The following is an 18,916-nucleotide window of genomic DNA, read 5'->3' on the forward strand; positions in this document are numbered from 1 at the left end:
CCCTAATCTAAAATCCAAAATCTCAAGTCCCCGCGAGAGTTAGAAGGACTTATGGCAACAAAATTTCCAAAATTTAGCCAAGACCTGGCGCAAGACCCAACAACACGCAGGCTATGGTACGGAATCGCCACAGCCCACGACTTTGAAAGCCACGACGGCATGACAGAGGAGAATCTTTACCAAAAGATATTCGCCTCACACTTCGGTCACCTGGCAATCATCTTCCTGTGGACTTCAAGTCTGCTATTCCACGTAGCATGGCAAGGCAACTTTCCCCAGTGGATAAAAGACCCCCTAAACGTGCGGCCAATCGCCCACGCAATCTGGGACCCACAATTCGGAGCACCGGCAGTCGAAGCATTCACCCAAGCCGGGGCATCAAACCCAGTGAACATCGCCTATAGCGGCGTATACCACTGGTGGTACACAATCGGGATGCGCACCAACAACGACCTGTATCAAGGGGCAGTATTCCTACTGCTGCTGTCAGCCGTATTCCTGTTCGCAGGCTGGCTGCACCTGCAACCCAAATACAGACCATCCCTAGCCTGGTTCAAAAACGCAGAATCGCGACTGAACCACCACCTAGCCGGATTGTTTGGCGTCTCATCCCTAGCCTGGACAGGACACCTCGTCCACGTCGCCATCCCCGAAGCTCGGGGACAGCACGTAGGCTGGGACAACTTCCTGACCACCCTGCCCCACCCAGCAGGACTCGGGCCATTCTTTAGCGGCAACTGGGGCGTATACGCCCAAAACCCAGACACAGCAGGACACCTATTCGGAACCTCCCAAGGAGCCGGCAGCGCCATCCTGACATTCCTGGGCGGATTCCACCCGCAAACACAATCCCTGTGGCTGACCGACATCGCCCATCACCACCTGGCGATCGCAGTGATATTCATCATTGCCGGTCATATGTACCGCACCAACTTTGGGATTGGCCACAGCATCCGTGACATCCTCAACACCCACCGGCCCCCAGAAGGCACCCCCTTCGGTGGACGGTTAGGAGACGGGCACAAAGGGCTGTACGACACCTACAACGAATCGTTGCACTTCCAGTTAGGCATCCACCTCGGAGCCTTAGGCGTCGTCACCTCCTTAGTTGCGCAGCACATGTACAGTCTGCCGCCCTACGCATTCATGGGCCAAGACTTCACCACCCAAGCCGCCCTGTACACCCACCACCAGTACATCGCCGGCTTCCTGATGCTAGGAGCCTTCGCCCACGGCGGAATCTTCTGGGTGCGGGACTACGACCCAGCAGCCAACAAAAACAACGTCCTCGACCGCGTCCTGCGGCACAAAGAAGCGATCATCTCCCACCTATCCTGGGTCTCGCTATTCCTGGGCTTCCATACCCTAGGCTTATACGTCCATAACGACGTTGTTGTTGCCTTCGGCACCCCAGAAAAGCAAATCCTGATAGAGCCGGTGTTCGCCCAATGGGTACAAGCAGCCCAAGGCAAAGCCCTCTACGGCTTCGACGTGCTGCTCTCCAACCCAGACAGCCTCGCCACCACCGCTTGGCCCAACTACGGCAACGTGTGGTTACCCGGCTGGCTGGATGCGATTAACAGTGGCACCAACTCCCTGTTCCTCACGATTGGCCCTGGAGACTTCCTCGTCCACCACGCCTTCGCCCTCGGTTTGCACACCACGACCTTGATTCTCGTCAAGGGCGCATTGGATGCACGAGGCACCAAGCTGATGCCGGACAAAAAAGACTTCGGCTACGCCTTCCCTTGCGACGGACCCGGACGCGGCGGCACCTGCGACACCTCAGCCTGGGACGCTTTCTTCCTGGCAACGTTCTGGATGCTCAATACCATTGGCTGGGTAACTTTTTACTTCCACTGGAAGCATCTAGGAATCTGGCAAGGAAATGTGGCTCAGTTTAACGAGTCCTCAACGTACCTGATGGGTTGGCTGCGTGACTATCTGTGGCTGTATTCAGCTCAGACGATCAACGGCTACACCCCTTATGGGATGAATAATCTGTCGGTCTGGTCTTGGATGTTCCTGTTCGGCCACTTAGTGTGGGCGACCGGCTTTATGTTCTTGATTAGCTGGCGCGGTTATTGGCAAGAGTTGATTGAAACCTTGGTGTGGGCACATGAACGCACACCGTTGGCGAACTTGGTTCGCTGGAAGGATAAGCCGGTGGCTATGAGTATCATTCAAGGTCGTCTGGTCGGCTTGGCTCACTTTACGGTGGGTTATGTCCTGACTTATGCGGCGTTCTTGATTGCTTCGACTGCCGGTAAGTTCGGTTGATTTTCAACTTAACCTTTTAGCTTGTTGCTGATGAATCCCCCGCCACCCGGTGGGGGGTTTTTTTCGGCTCCTGGGAACTATACAGCCTAATTTCCCACCGGCACTGCTGTCAGCAATTGCCCAGGCTCAGTGAGTGGCGCTTTCGTTGCATCAATTGTGACTGTTAACTTTTAGCAAGATGAGTTTGTACACAGCACCGGCTTGATACTAGCCTAGAAGCAAGAAAATTTATCCTCCTTGGCTTGCCCATAACCATGCAGAAAAAAGTTGAAGTCTTACCAGATTGGGGCGCACTAATACAGCGGGCGCTAGAGGTCGTTTTAGATAAGATGCAAGCTGCCATCTCAGAGCGGGATCGGTTTACCATTGCTCTTGCCGGTGGTGGCACACCTAAGCCGCTGTATGAGGCGATTGCCGCTCAACCCCTGCCTTGGGAAAAAATTCATGTTTTTTGGGGTGATGAGCGCTATGTCCCGCCCGATGACGCGGATAGCAATCAGCGAATGGCTAGATTAGCTTGGCTGGATAAAGTGCCCATTCCTGCCGGCAATATCCACGCGATGCCCACGGTTGCGGCTGATCCCGCTGCTGACGCTCAAAAGCATGACGCCGAGTTGCAAGAGTTCTTTGAGCTGCCGGCGGGTGAATTTGCCAGCTTCGATTTGATTTTGCTGGGAATTGGGGATGATGCCCACACAGCATCTTTATTTCCGCACACAGACGCTTTGCAAGTACGCGACCGCATGGTTACAGTAGGAAACAAAGATGGTCAACCTCGAATTACTTTCACTGTGCCCCTGATTAACCACGCCCGGTGCATCATGTTTCTAATCACGGGTGCCAGCAAACAACCGGCCCTGGCTCAAATTTTTGCTCCCACAGCCGATGATATGACCTATCCAGCTCGACTGATTCAGCCGGCTGGTGAGCTTTGGTGGCTGCTTGATGAGCCGGCTGGGCGAGAATTAAAACAGGAATATTAAAATCAGCCCACGAATGTGGTGCTGAGGCTTAAAACTCCTCTAGCATAATCTCGATGGGAGGAAAAAATGCGATGATTGTCTGCCCAAATTGCAACCACCAAAACCCCGATGGCGCGAACCAGTGTGAGGCGTGCTACACACCCTTACCTGCGATGAGTAGTTGCCCGAACTGTGGGTCATCCGTTCAAACGGATGCGACTTTCTGCGGACAGTGTGGCTGTGATCTGCGCTCAAGCGCTTCAGCTTCAGGAGAGGAGCAAGCAACTGCATCCGAGCAGGCTCTTCCTCCCACGGCGGTATCCTTTCCGGACATTCCCGCTACCGTAGCGATGCCGGCTCTTGATCCGCCTGAACCATTGGTTCAACCTGAACCTGTGGGAAGCAGTGCTAGCGTTCCAAGTACAGCAAGTTCGGGTGCCAGTTCTGCTGAGGCGGCTTCTAGCGTTAGCAGCCAACCTGTCGCCCCACCGGCACCAAGCCCGATACCGACTGCCCCCGCACCCACACCCGCTGGCGGCGGTTCTAAAACTCAACTCCAGCAGCAGACAGCTAAACTGCTGCACATCCAAACCAACACTGAGTTAGAACTCCCCCAGCAGTTATCGGTAATTCATTTGGGTAAACCCAATGAGCGGATACCGCCGGATATTGATGTTTCAGGATTTCCCAATTCTGAAGTGGTTTCTCGCGTTCATGCGGATATCCGGGTTGAGGGAGATGGTTTCTACTTGGAAGATGTCGGAAGTGCAAATGGCACCTACGTTAATAACTTCCCGCTGCCGGCTGGCAACCGGCACCGCTTGCGCCCCGGTGATCGGATCTCGCTTGGTAAAGGAGATATGGTGACATTTCTGTTCCAGATTTCTTAGCCGGCACTGCTTAAAGGTCGTGTTTTTCAGGTGATTTCAGAGTGCCTTTTAAAGGCGTAGAAATACGCCCCCTTAGAGTGGGAAAGGCACCCTGAACAACCCTGGATCTGTGGCAGGCTCACTGCCTGCCTTAATATCTGGTGTATTTACATCAACCGAGTTTCTCTCGTGATTACACTAATTTTGCTGCATCGATTTCAGTATGTCCCTGCTCAAAGCTGGTCTTTTGAAAATGAATCAGTTGTTCGGATCGGGCGCTCAACTGATAATCATGTGGTGCTCTATAGCGCGGTTGTCTCTCGTTACCATGTCGAATTGCGCCGGCAGGGTACAACCTGGGAAATTGTGAATTTAGGCACTAATGGCACCTATCTGGAGGGTAAACCGATTACCCAAGTTCCTGTTGTGGATGGGGTGATTATTCATCTCGCTCGTTCTGGGCCTAAAATTCAAATTCGCCTCGGTAAAAAGGCGCTTGAGGAACTCAAAGCGATCTCCGCAGAAGAAACGATGGCCCAGCAAGTTAAGGATGCGTCAGTGCCGGCTGAAGCTGTGCCTGAGGAAATAACGTTGGTTCCAGCACATCAGCAGCAAAAAGAGATGCCCCCTAAAACTGAAACATTTTCACACTTGAATTAGCGCGATAGTAAACGAGCGCTGATTTGAGCAACCTTGATATAACCCTTTTCTAAAAGGGCGCTTTGTTTTATTCTTAAAAAAAGATAAATTAAAGCCAATTAGTTATAAATAATCCCTCAAAATAAACAGGGATGACGAATTTCCTTAAGCAACTTAAATGTATTGCAGCTAGGCTTAAGGAAGCGTGATCTTGAGAATGGGGTGTTAACAGCCCTCTCTCAATCGGCGTTCTTTTCCCTTGAGGGTAGGAATGGCAAAAGCCTTTCTATTTTTATCCTTGCTGTAGTGGCAGTGAAGGTTGCTCCGAGTTTTCGGCACAATAAGTAAGTAGAGACAAAAATTTCAACCCAGGGTAGGTTCAGCAGTTTACCTGTACCGACAACTTGTCCGCTGAATTTTAAGTTTTGTATCAAACCCAGTTAAAAAGGGTGGAGAGTTTTGAATTAAAGCGAAAGCAGCAGGAGTGTTCCAGCTTGCATTTGGGCTTTTTTTCCAAACGCGCTTTCAAAATTTTACTAACCCCTGTATGGGTGAACCACCGGCTGAGCGCTACCAACGAACAATCACTGAGGAATTTATCCATGAGTGCAGAACAAAAGTTGACGAAGCAAACCGAGCTGCTCAACCGGCTGGTGATTGATCGCCGGACAGCAGACGAAGTCGGGCGTGTCGAGCAATTGTGGCTCGTCCCTCAATCCCATTTAGTGATGGGGCTTAGTTGCAAATCAGGCTTTTTGGGCAAAAACAAACGCGCCTTTAGTTGGGCGCAAATTGAGAGCATTGGGGCTGATAGCATTATGGTTAACACCAGTGCTGACGCCATCGATCCAGAAAAGTCTGATGCAATCGTTTCTTTGATCGGTCATGAAGTTTGGACAGAAAGTGGTAATAAAGTAGGCAAGCTCGTCGATTACTTGCTCGTTCCCCAAACCGGCACTGTCGTCTATTACCTGTTTAGTTCTAGTGGCTGGCGTGGGGTGATGGAGGGAATTTACCTACTGCCCCCGGAAGCAGTATCCAGCGCCGGCAGCAAACGAGTGATTGTCAAAGACGATGCTGTGGTGAACCCCCATCAGTACGCGGCGGGACTGACCGAAAAAGTAGGTCAAGCAGCAGAGTATTTGCAAGAAGATTATGAAAAAACTGTGGATCACTGGGAAAATTTAAAGCGCCGGACGCAAGCCGGCACGGAAGGCGTGAAGCGGGGCGCGCAACAACTGGCGGAGGAACTCCAAGAAAGAGCACAAGAGGTGCAAGCCCAAGTGCAAACTCGCCGGCACAACCCGTCGGAACCGACAGCCATTGAGCCAGCTGAGGAAGTGACGATTCAGCCATCTAAGGAGCAAGACATCCTTTAAACCGTTGATCAAGCGTACCCTGACTGGGTGAGTCGTTTTCATGCCGACACCAGCGAGCGAGAGTCAGACTCACTCGACAGTGTCGGCACTTTTGTAGCGATCTGCTCAATTAAGGGTAATGCAAACATTTAAGCCCTTCTGATTTAAACCGCACTTGCAGCAGCCATTTAATTCTTGTCATCACGTAAAAAACATAAACTATCAAAAGACCTTCTCAGCAAGAATTAATTGCCTGAATAACCAAGCTTTTTTAAAATAAATGTTAAAACTGAGAGATATTATTAAGCTGATACTTCTTTAACGTGCAGCGAGGCTTTCTGTAAAACGCTGTCGGTGCCGGCCTATCAGGGCAAGTTAAATGCTCATTCGCTGATTAATCTCTCCAACTCACAGAAATCCTAAAAATACACAATGACTGCAGTCGAAACCAAAAACACCGAATCAATTCAATATCCCCGCCGTACAATCGAACGGGCAGAACGAGCACTGCGTTGCTCACCTTTCCAACTACAGTTATTTGCAGCGATGCGTTCACAAAGCGTTGTTCTCAATACCATCGCCGGTGAGTCTGGTATAAAGCGAGAGTATACGCACTCACCCCTGTCCGAGTTAGCTGCTGAAAATGCCCTGCTGTGGTTGATACAAGTGGGTTTATTGCGGCGGGAAGTGGATGGGCAAGGAATTACCGACGGTTTTCGCTTAACGCCCTTGGGACGGCAGTTAGTAGAAAAATGGCAGGGTTTTGGAGGCAAGCTGCCGGCTCCTACATTCAGTGATCGCCTTTATAATGCGATGAGTCGATGGTTCCGATTTTTTTAAAGAATAAAGCATGAAAGATCGACAGTAAAATTCTCCCTGCTTCTTTCCTTCGGAACCTCTGCATTGCTCACTCCTCACTCTTCACTCCTCACGTTTATATGAAAGCCATTATGGTAGTGGGCACGACATCCCACGCTGGAAAATCTACGATAACAACAGCCCTGTGTCGCATTCTGTCGCGGCGGGGTTGGCGGGTAACGCCGTTTAAAGGTCAAAACATGGCTTTAAATGCTTATGTGACGACGAGCGGTGGCGAGATTGGTTACGCTCAAGCAGTGCAAGCTTGGGCTGCCGGCGTCACGCCTTGGGTGGAAATGAACCCAATTTTGTTGAAGCCTCAAGGCGACATGACTTCCCAGGTAATTATTAAAGGGAAATCAGTCGGTAAAGTTAGTGCGACTGATTATTACGAGCAGTATTTTGATAGAGGTTGGCAGGCAATTGAGGAATCTTTACAACAGTTAGCCGGCGAATTTGATCTAATTATCTGTGAGGGAGCCGGTAGTCCGGCTGAGATTAATCTCAAGCACCGCGACTTAACAAATATGCGTGTGGCTCGATATTTAAATGCCCCAACGCTGCTTGTTGTTGATATTGATAGAGGCGGTGCTTTCGCCCATGTTGTTGGCACGTTAGAGTTACTTGAACCAGAGGAACGCGCCTTAATTCGCGGAGTGGTGATCAATAAGTTTCGGGGACAGCGATCAATCCTCGATCCGGGTATTACCTGGTTAGAAAAGCGCACCGGCATTCCGGTTTTGGGTGTTATTCCCTGGATTGACCAATTCTTCCCAGCCGAAGATTCTCTATCTTTATTAGAACGTCAACCTCGTAAACTCAATAGCGAACTGACAATTGCAGTGATTCGCTTGCCTCGCATTTCTAATTTTACGGATTTTGACCCACTGGAAGCCGAATCGAGTGTCACCGTGAAATATATTGGCCCTAAACAATCTTTGGGCCATCCAGATGCCGTAATTATTCCAGGTTCTAAAACAACTATTGCTGATTTGCTGGTCCTGCAACAAACGGGAATCGCCCAAGAAATTAAAAATTATGTGGCAGCCGGCGGCACAGTCCTGGGCATTTGCGGAGGCTATCAAATGCTTGGACAAATGTTAGCTGATCCAGAGGGAATAGAAGGTCAGGAGGGCCGGTATGAAGGTCTGGGATTGTTACCCTTAAAAACTATGATTACTTCACAAAAAATTGCTCGTCAGCGGCAGGTAACTTCTAATTTGCCTCAAGTTGGGCTACCCGTAATTGGGTATGAAATTCATCAAGGTCGCACTCAAATTATCGATGATAAAATTATCACCCCGCTGTTTGATGATGTGAATTTAGGGGTTGTTGATGCTGATCATTCGGTTTGGGGCACTTATCTCCACGGTTTATTTGACAATGGTCCTTGGCGTCGGGCTTGGTTAAATGGCTTGCGGCAACAAAGGGGTTTAAAATCCTTGGCCACCGGCATCCCCAACTACCGTGAACAACGGGAAGCTTTATTGGACTCTCTGGCAGATGTTGTGGGAGAGCATTTAGATTTAACACCAATATTGTCTCAGTAAGCATAAAAAGTTAGGGGAAAATTTTCTTTTCCCCCTTGATTAAACTTTTCTTTATTCCAGAGAGAATAGCTAATCGTTAAATTATGAGCGTTTCAATTCGATTTTTACCGGATAATGTGACAGTAGAAGCCGAGGTTGGAGAACCGATTTTGGATGTTGCTGAGCGTGCCGGTGTTTCTATTCCCACCGGCTGCCTGATGGGTTCCTGTCACGCCTGCGAAGTGGAAATTGAGGATGGGCCAACGATTTGTTCTTGTATCACCGGCGTTCCACCGGGTCGAGAAAAGTTAACCATTAATCTTTATAGTGATCCAAGTTGGTAAACCTTGCGGTTTAAATTAATTTGATGGAGATGAAAGGGAAGGTCTGGGCCAGCCGGCATTCTTCGCTTTTGCTTTGATTCGCCCCTTTTTAAACTCACTTTTATTGAGGCCGATTAGAGTTACTCTCTCTTAAATTTTAAGTTTATTAGTAATTATTATTATGTAACTTGTGATACATTAAATTAAAGAGTTTTATGGGAATTTGCAAATTATAAAAATTCATATAATTAATTAGTTATATTATAAATAATAAACTTAAGCGTAAAAATTTAATATCAATTAACAATGATGCAATTTAGCAACTTTTCGATTTATTCTCCCAACTTTAACGATGTTATCGACCGCTCTCCGCTCATTGTGACTCCGGATACTTCCTTAGTTGATGTTATTACATTAATGGGTAAAATTCGAGAGAGCTGTCCGGTAGATAAGCCTACTTTAATTGATTTTAATTTTATTAATAAAGCTCAAGATAATTGCGTTTTAGTCATGAAAGAATCGCAATTATTGGGAATGTTTACCGAGCGAGATGTTGTGCGCTTGAGTGCTGGGGGCGGCAATTTAAACAATACAACCATTGCCGAAGTTATGACGTCAGAAGTTATAACCTTAGAAAAATCCAAGTTTCAAGATATTTTTTCCGCGCTTTCTTTGATGCGAGAGCATCAAATTCGTCATTTGCCAGTGGTGGAGGATAACGGCGCAGTCTTAGGAGTGATAACATCGGCAAGTATTCGCAAAGTGCTGCACCCTTTTAATCTTTTAAAGATGCGATCAATTCAGGAAGTGATGAGCCACGAAGTCTTCACTGCGCTGCCTAGCGCATCTTTACTCCAGCTTGCTGAAATTATGTCCAACCATAAGGTGAGTTGTGTTGTTATTTGCGATTCGTTAAGAAGTGAACCTCATAAAATTCCTATTGGGATTGTTACAGAACGCGATATTGTGCAATTTCAAGCGCTTGATTTGGATTTAACAAAAACTCAGGCTGTTACTGTAATGAGTAGACCCCTGTTTAACTTAAATCCAGACGATTCTTTGTGGGTTGCTCATCAGGCAATGCAGCAAAGATCAGTACGGCGACTGGTTGTGACAAGTCAGCAAGGGTATCTTGTCGGACTAGTCACTCAAACAACTTTGTTACGAGTCTTTGATCCGATAGAAATGTATAGCGTGATCGAAGTTTTGCACCAGTCAGTAGAAGATCGTACCGTAAAATTAAAGCAAGCAAATCAGCAATTGCAAAAGGAAATTTTAGAGCGTCATCGCGTCGAAAAAGAACTAAAGAAAGCACTGGATAAAGAAAAAGAACTGAATGAGTTAAAATCTCGATTTACTTCGATGGTCAGTCACGAGTTCCGAAATCCGCTAACAGTAATTATCTGTTATAGTCAATTGCTGGGGAAATATAGAACGCAATTAACGGAAGATAAAATATTAATGTATCTGGCGAATCTTGAAAGAACTGCAAGATACATGAACGAGTTAATAGATGATTTGTTGATCATTGGGGGAACAGAAGCGGGGAAAATGGAATTTAACCCGGCCCCATTAGATTTGGTCGAGTTATGCCAAGCTTTGGTCAAAGAACAGCAGATGGGAAATAAGCCTCAGCCAACGATTATCTTTAAATGTCAAGAATCGTTTTCTGATGTTTGCATGGATGCGAAACTGCTGAGACATATTTTGAGTAATTTGTTGGGGAATGCTTGCAAGTATTCTCCGGAAGATAGCCGGGTTTATTTTTCTCTGTCTCGCCAAAATGGCAAGGCAATTTTTCAAATCCGCGACTGGGGAATTGGCATTCCCTTAGAAGCTCAGGAAAGATTGTTTGAATCCTTTCATCGAGCGAGTAATGTTGGCAATATCCCAGGCACCGGCTTAGGACTTACCATTGTGAAAAAATGTGTAGATTTGCAAGGCGGTGAGATGACGGTTGAGAGTGAAGTTGGCATGGGAACCACTTTTACAGTCAAGCTACCTTGTCATCAACAAAAACCGGAAATGGTTCCTACCGGCAAATTTGAAGTAGAGGATACAGTGAGATAGTTGATCAGCGGTTTCTGATTCTCTTGTGTCGAGATTTCGCAAGAAGCAAATTTGACAAATTTGCGTGTGAAATCGAAATTTTAACTTTAAATAGATGAGCCGGCATTCGCCTGCAAGGCATATTCTCGAAATCGCTCTAAATCGGCTTGAATCGTCGATTCAACGGCACGACCTAAAAATAAATTATCCATTAACTGGCCGATAATTCCTGGAATCGCGTAGGAAATGGTTAATTTAACAATACTGCTGCCGTGCCGATCATAAAAACGAACCGCACCTCGATTGGGTAAACCATCTACAGATTCCCACTGAATAATTTGATGGGGAACGATCTTTGTAATCTTGGAAAGCCAGCTAAATTCTAAACTGCCGGTGGCGAGTTTCCAGCGAGATAAATCTGGGTCATCTTCCAAAACTTTGACAGAATCAATCCACTTCATCCAGCGCGGCATTTGCTCTAAGTCAGACCAGAGTTTCCACGACAGTTCAATTGGAACCGCTACTTCTACCTGTACACTATGCTCTAACCAATTAGACATTCGATTTTAGATTTTAAATAGGGAATGGGGACTGGGGATAAAAAATTTCCTATCCCCATTTATCTGACTTTGTTAATTGAAACCGGCACTTACCAGCGGTTTCGCCACAATATTTTGTGCATTATCCAAAATTGCCCTGGCCGCTTGCCGTCCGGAAATTGTCGCACCTTCCATACTATCGATATAATCTTGCTGCGTGTAGCTGCCGGCTAAAAAGAAATTAGCAACCGGCGTCTTTTGCGGCGGACGGTAGGGGTCCATCCCTGGTGCTTCCCGATACAGCGATTGTGCCAGCTTCACCACACTGTACCAGGTCATGTTCAGCTCTCGTGAAGATGGGAAAAGGTCGTGAACTTGCTTGAGAACGTGCTGAGCAATCGCCTCATTGCTTTCTTTAATAAACGGATCTCCTGGCGTCAGCACTAACTGTAACAGAGAACCTTGCCCTTGCCGGTAGTAATCCCCCGGACTGGTTAACGCCAAATCTGCAAAACAGGAAAAGTCGGCATCGGCTGTATAAAGCAAATTATCGATTCCGACTGCCTGTTTGAGTTGTGTGCGCTTTTCGGCATCTTCTAGTTCTGTCACCCAGCCATCAAACCGCAGTTGCACCGTCGCCACCGGCACGGTATCCAACTTATAAATATTGTCAAACTCCGGCCATTTGCGCCATGCTTGCGGCAAAATCTTCTGAATACCGGGCACATCGCAGGCGAACACATAAGCATCGGCTGTGATCGTTTCTTCTGTTTCGCCGGCTGCCACCACAATGCCGGTGACTCGCGTTTCCCCGCCGGCATCCTCAAAGAACACATCCCGCACCCTGCGCCGCGTATGAATTTTACCGCCCCGCGCCTCTATATAGTTAACAATCGGTTTGTGTAAATACTCATTCGGCGAACCTTCCAGCATTCGCAACACCGATGCCTCAGTTTTGGCTGCGAAAAACTGGAAAATGGTCAACATACACCGGGCAGAAATATTTTCGCAATCAATAAAACCCAATGCGTAAGCGATGGGGTTCCACATCCGCTTGAGACTGCCATCGTTCCCCCCTTGCTTGCGGAACCAATCGGCAAAACTGATGCGATCCAGTTCGCGGATGGTTTTCATTGCCCCCTCAAAGTCAATCAGACCCCGGACAATGGGGCTGGTGCTGAGTGCAAGGGAATTGTGAAATTTATCTTGCAAGGATAGTTGAGAGGTAGTGAAAAAGGCTTTGAGACCGTGAAAAGGTGCGCCGGTGAAGAAGCGGAAGTCTAAAGCGCCGGTGATGCCACCCCGATTGATAAAAATGTGGGTGTGTTCTTTTAAGCGCAAGTTGTCCAGTGCACCCACCTTCTTCATCAAATCAAACAGCTGGTAGTAGCAGCCGAAAAAGACGTGCAACCCCATTTCAACGTGGTTGCCTTCGGGGTCAACCCAACTGCCTACTTTGCCACCCACAAAAGGCCGAGACTCAAAGATTTCGACTTCGTGGCCGGCATCGACTAAATCAACTGCCGTGGCCATCCCTGCCAGTCCCGCGCCGACGATCGCTACTCGCATTCTGCCTGTCCTGTTGAATTTCTTTACATATTTTAATTGGAATGGGGAATTGAGAAATGCTGATTATGCTGCTAAACGAACGCCCATCTCATTGACTTAGGCCGGCAAGTGAGTAAAAATCCTTAGTGCCTTTTCCCTAGCTGAGTTCATCTGCTCATCCCAGCGAGTAAAGATGGCCACCCAATTTTTATTATTGACAAACCTTATAACATATGCTGCTTGATAAACGAAAGATCTACCGAGCCGAAATTGATCACCAAAGCAACATTTAAATTTTCCAAAGATTTCACAAACCACAAAATTTCATTAACTTTGTGAGATTCATAGTGGTTAAACAGAATAGACAATCGTTTTTCCAGATAAGGTTTGACATGACGAGAAAGTAGCACAATCTTGAGGAGCAAACTTGTGGTTCCCAAAGGGCCAATATTAGAAATCAGATCGATAAAAACATAGTGGTTGGGTGATTGTGAACTTTCCACTACCAGGAAATTAAACAACTGAGTGCAAGTTCGCATCAGTAAAAAGTCGTTTAATTTGTGAGAATCACTTTCTGGGCAAGTGTTTTTCAGTTGTTTAGACAGCCGGCTGTTAAACTGGCGCTTTCCGTAGTCGGGTTCAATGGAACCGATCAAGTATTCGTATAAATCTGCTTTGAAATCCCGGTAAGTTTGAGTTTGGCTTGTGTGCGTCAAGAACACTTGAGCCAAGTCCCGGTAAGTATAAGAGCCTTCAACTTTTCCGACAAATTGTCTTAAAGCCAAATAGAGTTCCCGATCTGTCAACAGGGTGGGGTTTGGCACCGGCTGTATAATTCGCGCTGCTTTGGTTGAAGAAGCCTTAGCCGCAACTTGCACTCGCCTTACCAAATAAGTTACATAATGAGAAAGATTGACTTCAAACTGCCACTGCTTTTCTGATTGAATGTGGCGAATTGTTTGCTGATGTTCGTAAGAGCTATCTTGACTTAACAGAGAATGGGTGTATAAGTAAGGATAGCGAGAAATCATTCGGCCTAAAGAAAGATTAACGGGTTTAGTCTCACTTTCCGGACTGGCTGACACCACTTGAATCAAGCGTTGTAATGTCTGGTATTCTTCGCTCTTGGTAAATAGAGATACCTGTTCTCGCAAGCGTTTAATAGATTTAGAACGAGTATTTTGCGCTCTATAAAATGCGGGAGAATCCTTAAATAAAGCAACCACATCAGCAACAACAGATTGCTGTTGGGAGTGCATTTGCCAGCGGTTAATTAGGATGTGGCAACAGCGGTTGAGAATATACTTAAAGTCTTGATCATTGCGTAAGCTATTAATAATCCTGTCAAGCGCTTCTGCAATCTCTGTATCCGAATATTCTGTGCCGTCGATAAACAACTTGCGAAAGCGTTCTATCGATTGGCTAGGTGATTCTATTTGTACCGTGTAGAGCAGGTGATCGTATAACGCTTGCTCATCACTACTCGTGCGCCGGTTTTCAGCAATTTTAGCATTTGCAAATTGATGGGATCTCGGAGGAGCCAATCTTTTGGTCGTTAAAGCTTGTTTTTGATCGGCACTCAAAACCGGATAACTCTCAGCGCTTAATCTTTTATTGCCGGCTCCTTCATTTCGCAAATTTTCTACTTCTTTTTCTACCCAACTTCCATTAAAAATGGATTCATAAATACGATTATAGACAATTAACTTGCTATTTTTCTTTACTACTAATCCCGAGAGTCGCAATTCTACCTGTTCTGGTGTTTCCTCAGCCGTAATTTCGCCATTGAGCAAAATTTGCTGGTAGAGCAATAGAAGCCGGCTGCTGCTATTGCGACTTTCCAGAAGGCGATCCCGGATTGTCTTCAAATGTTCGGGTTCATCGTGCGCTTCCCAGGTTTCGATAATGCGCGTTCGCACTAAATTTTCTACCCATTCAGCTTCACAGCCGGCTGGAATATAAAAAGGTAACGTCGTCACCAATTGGCAAAGTTTTTGAGTGAGAAAAGGTTGGCCTCCCGTCCAATTCAATATTTCTTGAAACACTGCCTGGGGATTGTTTGCTTTCGGTGTTAATCCTTGGACTAAAGGCAAACTTTCCGGCATTTGAAAGCCTGTGAGTTGAATAGCACGACCAATATTAAACGGAGTGCGATTTTTATCTTGGATTAACTCCGAGGGTGTTGCAACCCCCAGGAAAGCAAACGTAAGGCGGTTGTAGGCGGGATGATCGGCGCGATAATTATAACAAACGCGAATGGCAGCAAAAAAATCATCTACTCGGAAATCTAAGCTGAGGATGCTGTCAACTCCATCGACAAAAATAACGATATTTTGAGAAAATTGCGTTAAGACGACTTGTTCGATAAACTCGCTAAACCGTTGCGCGGGAGAGAGCAAATCACGTTCGCGCCACCACTCCCGTAAATTAATTTTACCGGCAAGATTGAAACCGATTGCTAAGGAGCGAATAATGCCGGCATACCACTGTAGTGGGGTAAGATTTTGGCAGCCGATCTTCGTCAAATCAATGGCAGCACAGGCAACGCCTTCCGCTTGCAGCCGGCGCAGCGTTCGCACCCGCAAACTCGATTTACCCATTTGCCGAGAATTGAACACATAACAAAACTCGCCGGCTTTCAACCCCTCATAGAGATCCCAGTCCGCCTGCCGCTGCACATAGGTTGGTGCATTGGCTGCTAAACTCCCTCCGACTTGGTAGTCGCAGGCTAAACTGTTTTTTGTTGTCATAGATGCACTGATACAGAATTGGCTAGGCAAAGCAGAGATAATATAACATCGCACTCTGGCTATCGTTTTTAGACGACAAGCTCCGTTAGAGGCGACCTCCTCCACAGTAGAGTCTAACCTTCCACCCCAAGGGGTGTCATGAGTAACAAGGGATTATTTTATCGAAAATTCTAGCCAAAAACTAATATCTAAAAATGCCATTCTGCCAAAATCGGCTATTTAGGCATTAAAAGTGCCTTAATGAGCGCATCCAGCCGCAATTTTTATCTGAATAATTACGCTTGATTAATCATTATTATAAATTAAAAATTTAAATTTAACGTAAAGGCGGAAATGCTGGCAGTATCAACCACCGTGAGGTATCTGATTGCTTTACAGATGCACTAACTTCAGGATGTGCAATTTAAACGCTCCTGTTGCCTCCTAATACACCTGCTTGCTGGCAGCACCCATTTCCGGCATGGCAATTGCCGTATAGCAGCAATTGCAGGCTTTTGAAAGCATTTGCCAAGCCCGATTCTGCTAGACAGGTAAACTTTTGTGTGGTAATATTAAGAACTTATAAAGCAATTTTCTTTATTCCATTGCCATCATCGGCTACATACGATGGCCTTGCTAATTTGCCCGTACCCTCTCACTCAATTTTAAATCGATCTCTCCAATGGGAATAATCGATTTATTCAATGCGCTTTAATCACATAAATTTAGCTCAGATTCTATTGAGGAACCAGGATGCTAACCCAATCACCTGTCACTGAAATTATTCGTCAGCAACGTCAGTTCTTTGCTGCCGGCAAAACCAAAGACGTTGCTTTTCGCATTGAACAACTCAAGCGGCTCAAACAAGCAGTTGTAGATAATAAAACTGCGATTATGGACGCCCTCAAAGCTGACCTGAACAAACCGACATTTGAGGCGTATGCTCTTGAAATTGGCGTGGTTCGAGAAATTGACTACGCGCTGAAAAATATTAAATCTTGGGTCAAACCTAAAAAAGTATCAACATCCATTGATTTATTTCCCTCATCCGCCCAAATTTACCCAGAACCGCTGGGAGTTGTACTGATTATCGGGCCTTGGAATTATCCATTTCAGTTAATGATTTCTCCCTTAGTGGGTGCGATATCAGCCGGCAACTGTGCAACGATCAAACCCTCGGAACTTGCTGCCAATACCTCGCGTGTGGTTCGTGAAATCATTGAGAAAACTTTTGAGCCGGCTTATATTGCCGTCGTTGAAGGTGGCGTCGAAACCAGTCAACAGTTACTCGCCGAAAAGTTTGATCACATCTTTTTCACCGGCGGCACGAAAATTGGGCAAATCGTCATGGAAGCCGCCGCGAAAAACTTAACGCCGGTGACACTAGAATTAGGGGGCAAAACCCCGTGTATTGTTGATGCCGACGTGAACCTCGAACACACCGCAAAACGCATCGTTTGGGGGAAATTTATCAATACTGGCCAAACTTGCATTGCCCCTGATTATCTCTTAGTAGATCGAAGCATCAAAAAAGATTTACTCGCGGGAATCGAAAACTGCATTAAAGAATTTTATGGCGAAGATCCTGCCAAAAGCCCAGACTATGGCAGGATTATTAACCCAAAACAATTTGATCGGCTAGCCGGCTTGCTAAAAAATGGTGAAATTATCACCGGCGGCAAAACCAATTCTGAAGATCGCTACATCGCCCCCACAGTCATTGATAAAGTTTCCTGGGACGCACCCATTATGGAAGACGAAATCTTTGGCCCTATTCTGCCGGTGCTTGAATACACAGATTTAACGGATGCCATTACCAAAATAAACGAGCGACCTAAACCTTTAGCCCTTTATCTTTTCTCTAAAAACAAAGAAAAACAACAGCGAGTCGTGCAAGAAACCTCATCCGGGGGTGTTTGTATAAACGACACCGTCATGCAGGTTGGTGTCTCAGAATTACCCTTTGGCGGCGTTGGTAATAGCGGCATTGGTAGCTATCACGGCAAAGCCAGCTTTGATACCTTTTCCCATCACAAAAGCGTGTTGAAAAGATCCTTTCTCCTCGATCTTGACTGGCGATACGCACCTTATCAGGGAAAATTAGATATGCTCAAAAAGATTATCGGTTAAAAAAATAACCACAGATAAACATAAATTTTCTTTCGTTTATCTGTGGTTAAAAATTACCTAATCTTTCCTAAGAACCGAACAAACCACTATAACGTTCCTCAGCCCAAGGTTCACCGCGCCGATGGTAGCCATTGCGTTCCCAAAAGCCCGATTGTTCCTTATTTAGAAATTCCAAACCATTGATCCATTTGGCACTTTTCCAAGCATAGAGGTGAGGCACAACAAGCCGTAGAGGACCACCGTGATCTGCCGGCAGCGGTTCGCCAAATACAGTGTGGGCGAAAAAATTCTCCTCTCGTATAAAGTCTTCTAGGGGAATGTTAGTCGTGTAGCCGCCATAGCAGTGTTCCATGAGGTGAACAGCTTTCGGATCGACTTCGATATGTTTCATGAAGTCTGTCACCTTAACGCCTGTCCACTGCACATCCAATTTTGACCAGCGGGTAACACAGTGAAAATCTGCTGTGAAGTTGCTTTGAGGCATCGCCATAAAGTCATCCCAGCTAAAGGTTGCCGGTTTAGCTAAACCCCAGACTTTAAATTCCCAGCCTTCAATAGTGACATGGGGGGTATCCCCATAAGTCAATACCGGAAATCCTTTGGTTAAATATTGGCCAGGAGGAACGCGATCACTTTGTTCTGCGTCTGGCTTTTTGAAAAATTTACCCAGCATTGTTAAATGGTTCTTAACTACTTACTTAAAGTCCAGTATAACGCGCGATAGCCGGCCAAACTTCTTTCTCTGAGAGGTTGCCAGCTAGTTGTTACTGTCGGAAAAGCCAGATTTGCTGTTTAGGAAGTTACTACTTTTAGAATTTAAAATATATAATTTAAACTAGATATTTTAGAGAATACTTTTTAATTAAAAGTTGGGAATTTTATAAATAGCGGATAAAAGTTAGATCTACTTTTTATTAAAGAATATAACAAGTTCACCAAATTTACCATTGAAATAACCGAATGGCAAGAACCGGCAACGCTTAACCCAAACTCAGGCACAGTGCGGAAAAACCTGGGAGATGCGTTTATGCCACAGCACCAGTATCCGCAAGCGATTATTGGCTACCGAGAAGCCCTTCGCCTGAATTTTCCAACCACCCAAC

General features: G+C 46.3%; 14 protein-coding genes. 10 read left to right on the forward strand and 4 right to left on the reverse strand.

Annotated features, from left to right (window positions below; all coding sequences use genetic code 11):
- Positions 1-51: 51 nt before the first annotated feature.
- The 9 genes from psaB (at position 52) to H6F56_RS10790 (ending at position 10,888) form a co-directional block, all read left to right on the forward strand.
- Positions 52-2,280, forward strand: coding sequence for a photosystem I core protein PsaB (psaB, locus tag H6F56_RS10750; protein ID WP_190667666.1), 2,229 nt, complete (start codon positions 52-54; stop codon positions 2,278-2,280).
- A gap of 254 nt (positions 2,281-2,534) precedes the next feature.
- Positions 2,535-3,263: a 6-phosphogluconolactonase gene (pgl, locus tag H6F56_RS10755; protein WP_190667668.1), complete on the forward strand. Its 729-nt coding sequence runs from the start codon at positions 2,535-2,537 to the stop codon at positions 3,261-3,263.
- Positions 3,264-3,334: 71 nt separating this feature from the next.
- Complete coding sequence (locus H6F56_RS10760; protein ID WP_190667670.1) at positions 3,335-4,132, forward strand: FHA domain-containing protein; 798 nt, start codon at positions 3,335-3,337, stop codon at positions 4,130-4,132.
- A gap of 168 nt (positions 4,133-4,300) precedes the next feature.
- The gene (locus tag H6F56_RS10765) at positions 4,301-4,771 is read left to right on the forward strand and encodes an FHA domain-containing protein (RefSeq protein WP_190667672.1); all 471 of its coding nucleotides are present in this window, start codon (positions 4,301-4,303) and stop codon (positions 4,769-4,771) included.
- A gap of 581 nt (positions 4,772-5,352) precedes the next feature.
- Positions 5,353-6,129: a PRC-barrel domain-containing protein gene (locus H6F56_RS10770; protein WP_190667674.1), complete on the forward strand. Its 777-nt coding sequence runs from the start codon at positions 5,353-5,355 to the stop codon at positions 6,127-6,129.
- A 411-nt stretch (positions 6,130-6,540) separates the two neighbouring features.
- A complete protein-coding gene (locus H6F56_RS10775) occupies positions 6,541-6,948 on the forward strand; it encodes an Npun_F0494 family protein (protein ID WP_190667676.1) in 408 nt (135 codons plus the stop codon).
- A 98-nt stretch (positions 6,949-7,046) separates the two neighbouring features.
- Positions 7,047-8,516, forward strand: coding sequence for a cobyric acid synthase CobQ (gene cobQ, locus H6F56_RS10780; RefSeq protein WP_190667678.1), 1,470 nt, complete (start codon positions 7,047-7,049; stop codon positions 8,514-8,516).
- Between the two features lie 83 nt (positions 8,517-8,599).
- Entirely contained in the window at positions 8,600-8,839 is a 240-nt protein-coding gene (locus H6F56_RS10785; protein ID WP_190667680.1) for a 2Fe-2S iron-sulfur cluster-binding protein, read from the forward strand.
- Between the two features lie 285 nt (positions 8,840-9,124).
- Positions 9,125-10,888, forward strand: a complete 1,764-nt coding sequence (locus H6F56_RS10790) for a CBS domain-containing protein (protein WP_190667682.1) — start codon at positions 9,125-9,127, stop codon at positions 10,886-10,888.
- A gap of 86 nt (positions 10,889-10,974) precedes the next feature.
- Here the strand turns inward: H6F56_RS10790 and H6F56_RS10795 are convergent, their stop codons facing one another.
- The 3 genes from H6F56_RS10795 to H6F56_RS10805 form a co-directional block, all read right to left on the reverse strand.
- Positions 10,975-11,427 (reverse strand): SRPBCC family protein, encoded by a 453-nt coding sequence (locus H6F56_RS10795; protein WP_190667683.1) that lies wholly within the window; start codon positions 11,425-11,427, stop codon positions 10,975-10,977.
- Between the two features lie 72 nt (positions 11,428-11,499).
- Complete coding sequence (zds, locus tag H6F56_RS10800) at positions 11,500-12,975, reverse strand: 9,9'-di-cis-zeta-carotene desaturase (RefSeq protein WP_190667685.1); 1,476 nt, start codon at positions 12,973-12,975, stop codon at positions 11,500-11,502.
- A gap of 203 nt (positions 12,976-13,178) precedes the next feature.
- Positions 13,179-15,704 (reverse strand): AAA-like domain-containing protein, encoded by a 2,526-nt coding sequence (locus H6F56_RS10805; protein ID WP_190667687.1) that lies wholly within the window; start codon positions 15,702-15,704, stop codon positions 13,179-13,181.
- Between the two features lie 732 nt (positions 15,705-16,436).
- Here H6F56_RS10805 and H6F56_RS10810 point away from each other — a divergent pair.
- The gene (locus H6F56_RS10810; protein WP_190667689.1) at positions 16,437-17,813 is read left to right on the forward strand and encodes an aldehyde dehydrogenase; all 1,377 of its coding nucleotides are present in this window, start codon (positions 16,437-16,439) and stop codon (positions 17,811-17,813) included.
- A gap of 67 nt (positions 17,814-17,880) precedes the next feature.
- On the opposite strand, the gene H6F56_RS10815 is transcribed toward H6F56_RS10810, so the two are convergent.
- Complete coding sequence (locus H6F56_RS10815) at positions 17,881-18,486, reverse strand: sulfite oxidase-like oxidoreductase (protein WP_190667691.1); 606 nt, start codon at positions 18,484-18,486, stop codon at positions 17,881-17,883.
- Positions 18,487-18,916: the final 430 nt, after the last annotated feature.

Source organism: Microcoleus sp. FACHB-672, from assembly GCF_014695725.1.
Classification (GTDB): Bacteria; Cyanobacteriota; Cyanobacteriia; order Cyanobacteriales; family Oscillatoriaceae; genus FACHB-68.

Excerpts from the sequence above, each read along its gene's own strand:
- H6F56_RS10795 (WP_190667683.1), bottom strand. The coding sequence starts at position 11,427 with ATGTCTAATTGGTTAGAGCATAGTGTACAGGTAGAAGTAGCGGTTCCA.
- H6F56_RS10790 (WP_190667682.1), top strand. The coding sequence starts at position 9,125 with ATGATGCAATTTAGCAACTTTTCGATTTATTCTCCCAACTTTAACGAT.
- H6F56_RS10810 (WP_190667689.1), top strand. The coding sequence starts at position 16,437 with ATGCTAACCCAATCACCTGTCACTGAAATTATTCGTCAGCAACGTCAG.
- H6F56_RS10760 (WP_190667670.1), top strand. The coding sequence starts at position 3,335 with ATGATTGTCTGCCCAAATTGCAACCACCAAAACCCCGATGGCGCGAAC.
- pgl (WP_190667668.1), top strand. The coding sequence starts at position 2,535 with ATGCAGAAAAAAGTTGAAGTCTTACCAGATTGGGGCGCACTAATACAG.
- H6F56_RS10770 (WP_190667674.1), top strand. The coding sequence starts at position 5,353 with ATGAGTGCAGAACAAAAGTTGACGAAGCAAACCGAGCTGCTCAACCGG.
- H6F56_RS10815 (WP_190667691.1), bottom strand. The coding sequence starts at position 18,486 with ATGCTGGGTAAATTTTTCAAAAAGCCAGACGCAGAACAAAGTGATCGC.
- H6F56_RS10775 (WP_190667676.1), top strand. The coding sequence starts at position 6,541 with ATGACTGCAGTCGAAACCAAAAACACCGAATCAATTCAATATCCCCGC.
- cobQ (WP_190667678.1), top strand. The coding sequence starts at position 7,047 with ATGAAAGCCATTATGGTAGTGGGCACGACATCCCACGCTGGAAAATCT.
- H6F56_RS10785 (WP_190667680.1), top strand. The coding sequence starts at position 8,600 with ATGAGCGTTTCAATTCGATTTTTACCGGATAATGTGACAGTAGAAGCC.
- H6F56_RS10805 (WP_190667687.1), bottom strand. The coding sequence starts at position 15,704 with ATGACAACAAAAAACAGTTTAGCCTGCGACTACCAAGTCGGAGGGAGT.
- psaB (WP_190667666.1), top strand. The coding sequence starts at position 52 with ATGGCAACAAAATTTCCAAAATTTAGCCAAGACCTGGCGCAAGACCCA.
- zds (WP_190667685.1), bottom strand. The coding sequence starts at position 12,975 with ATGCGAGTAGCGATCGTCGGCGCGGGACTGGCAGGGATGGCCACGGCA.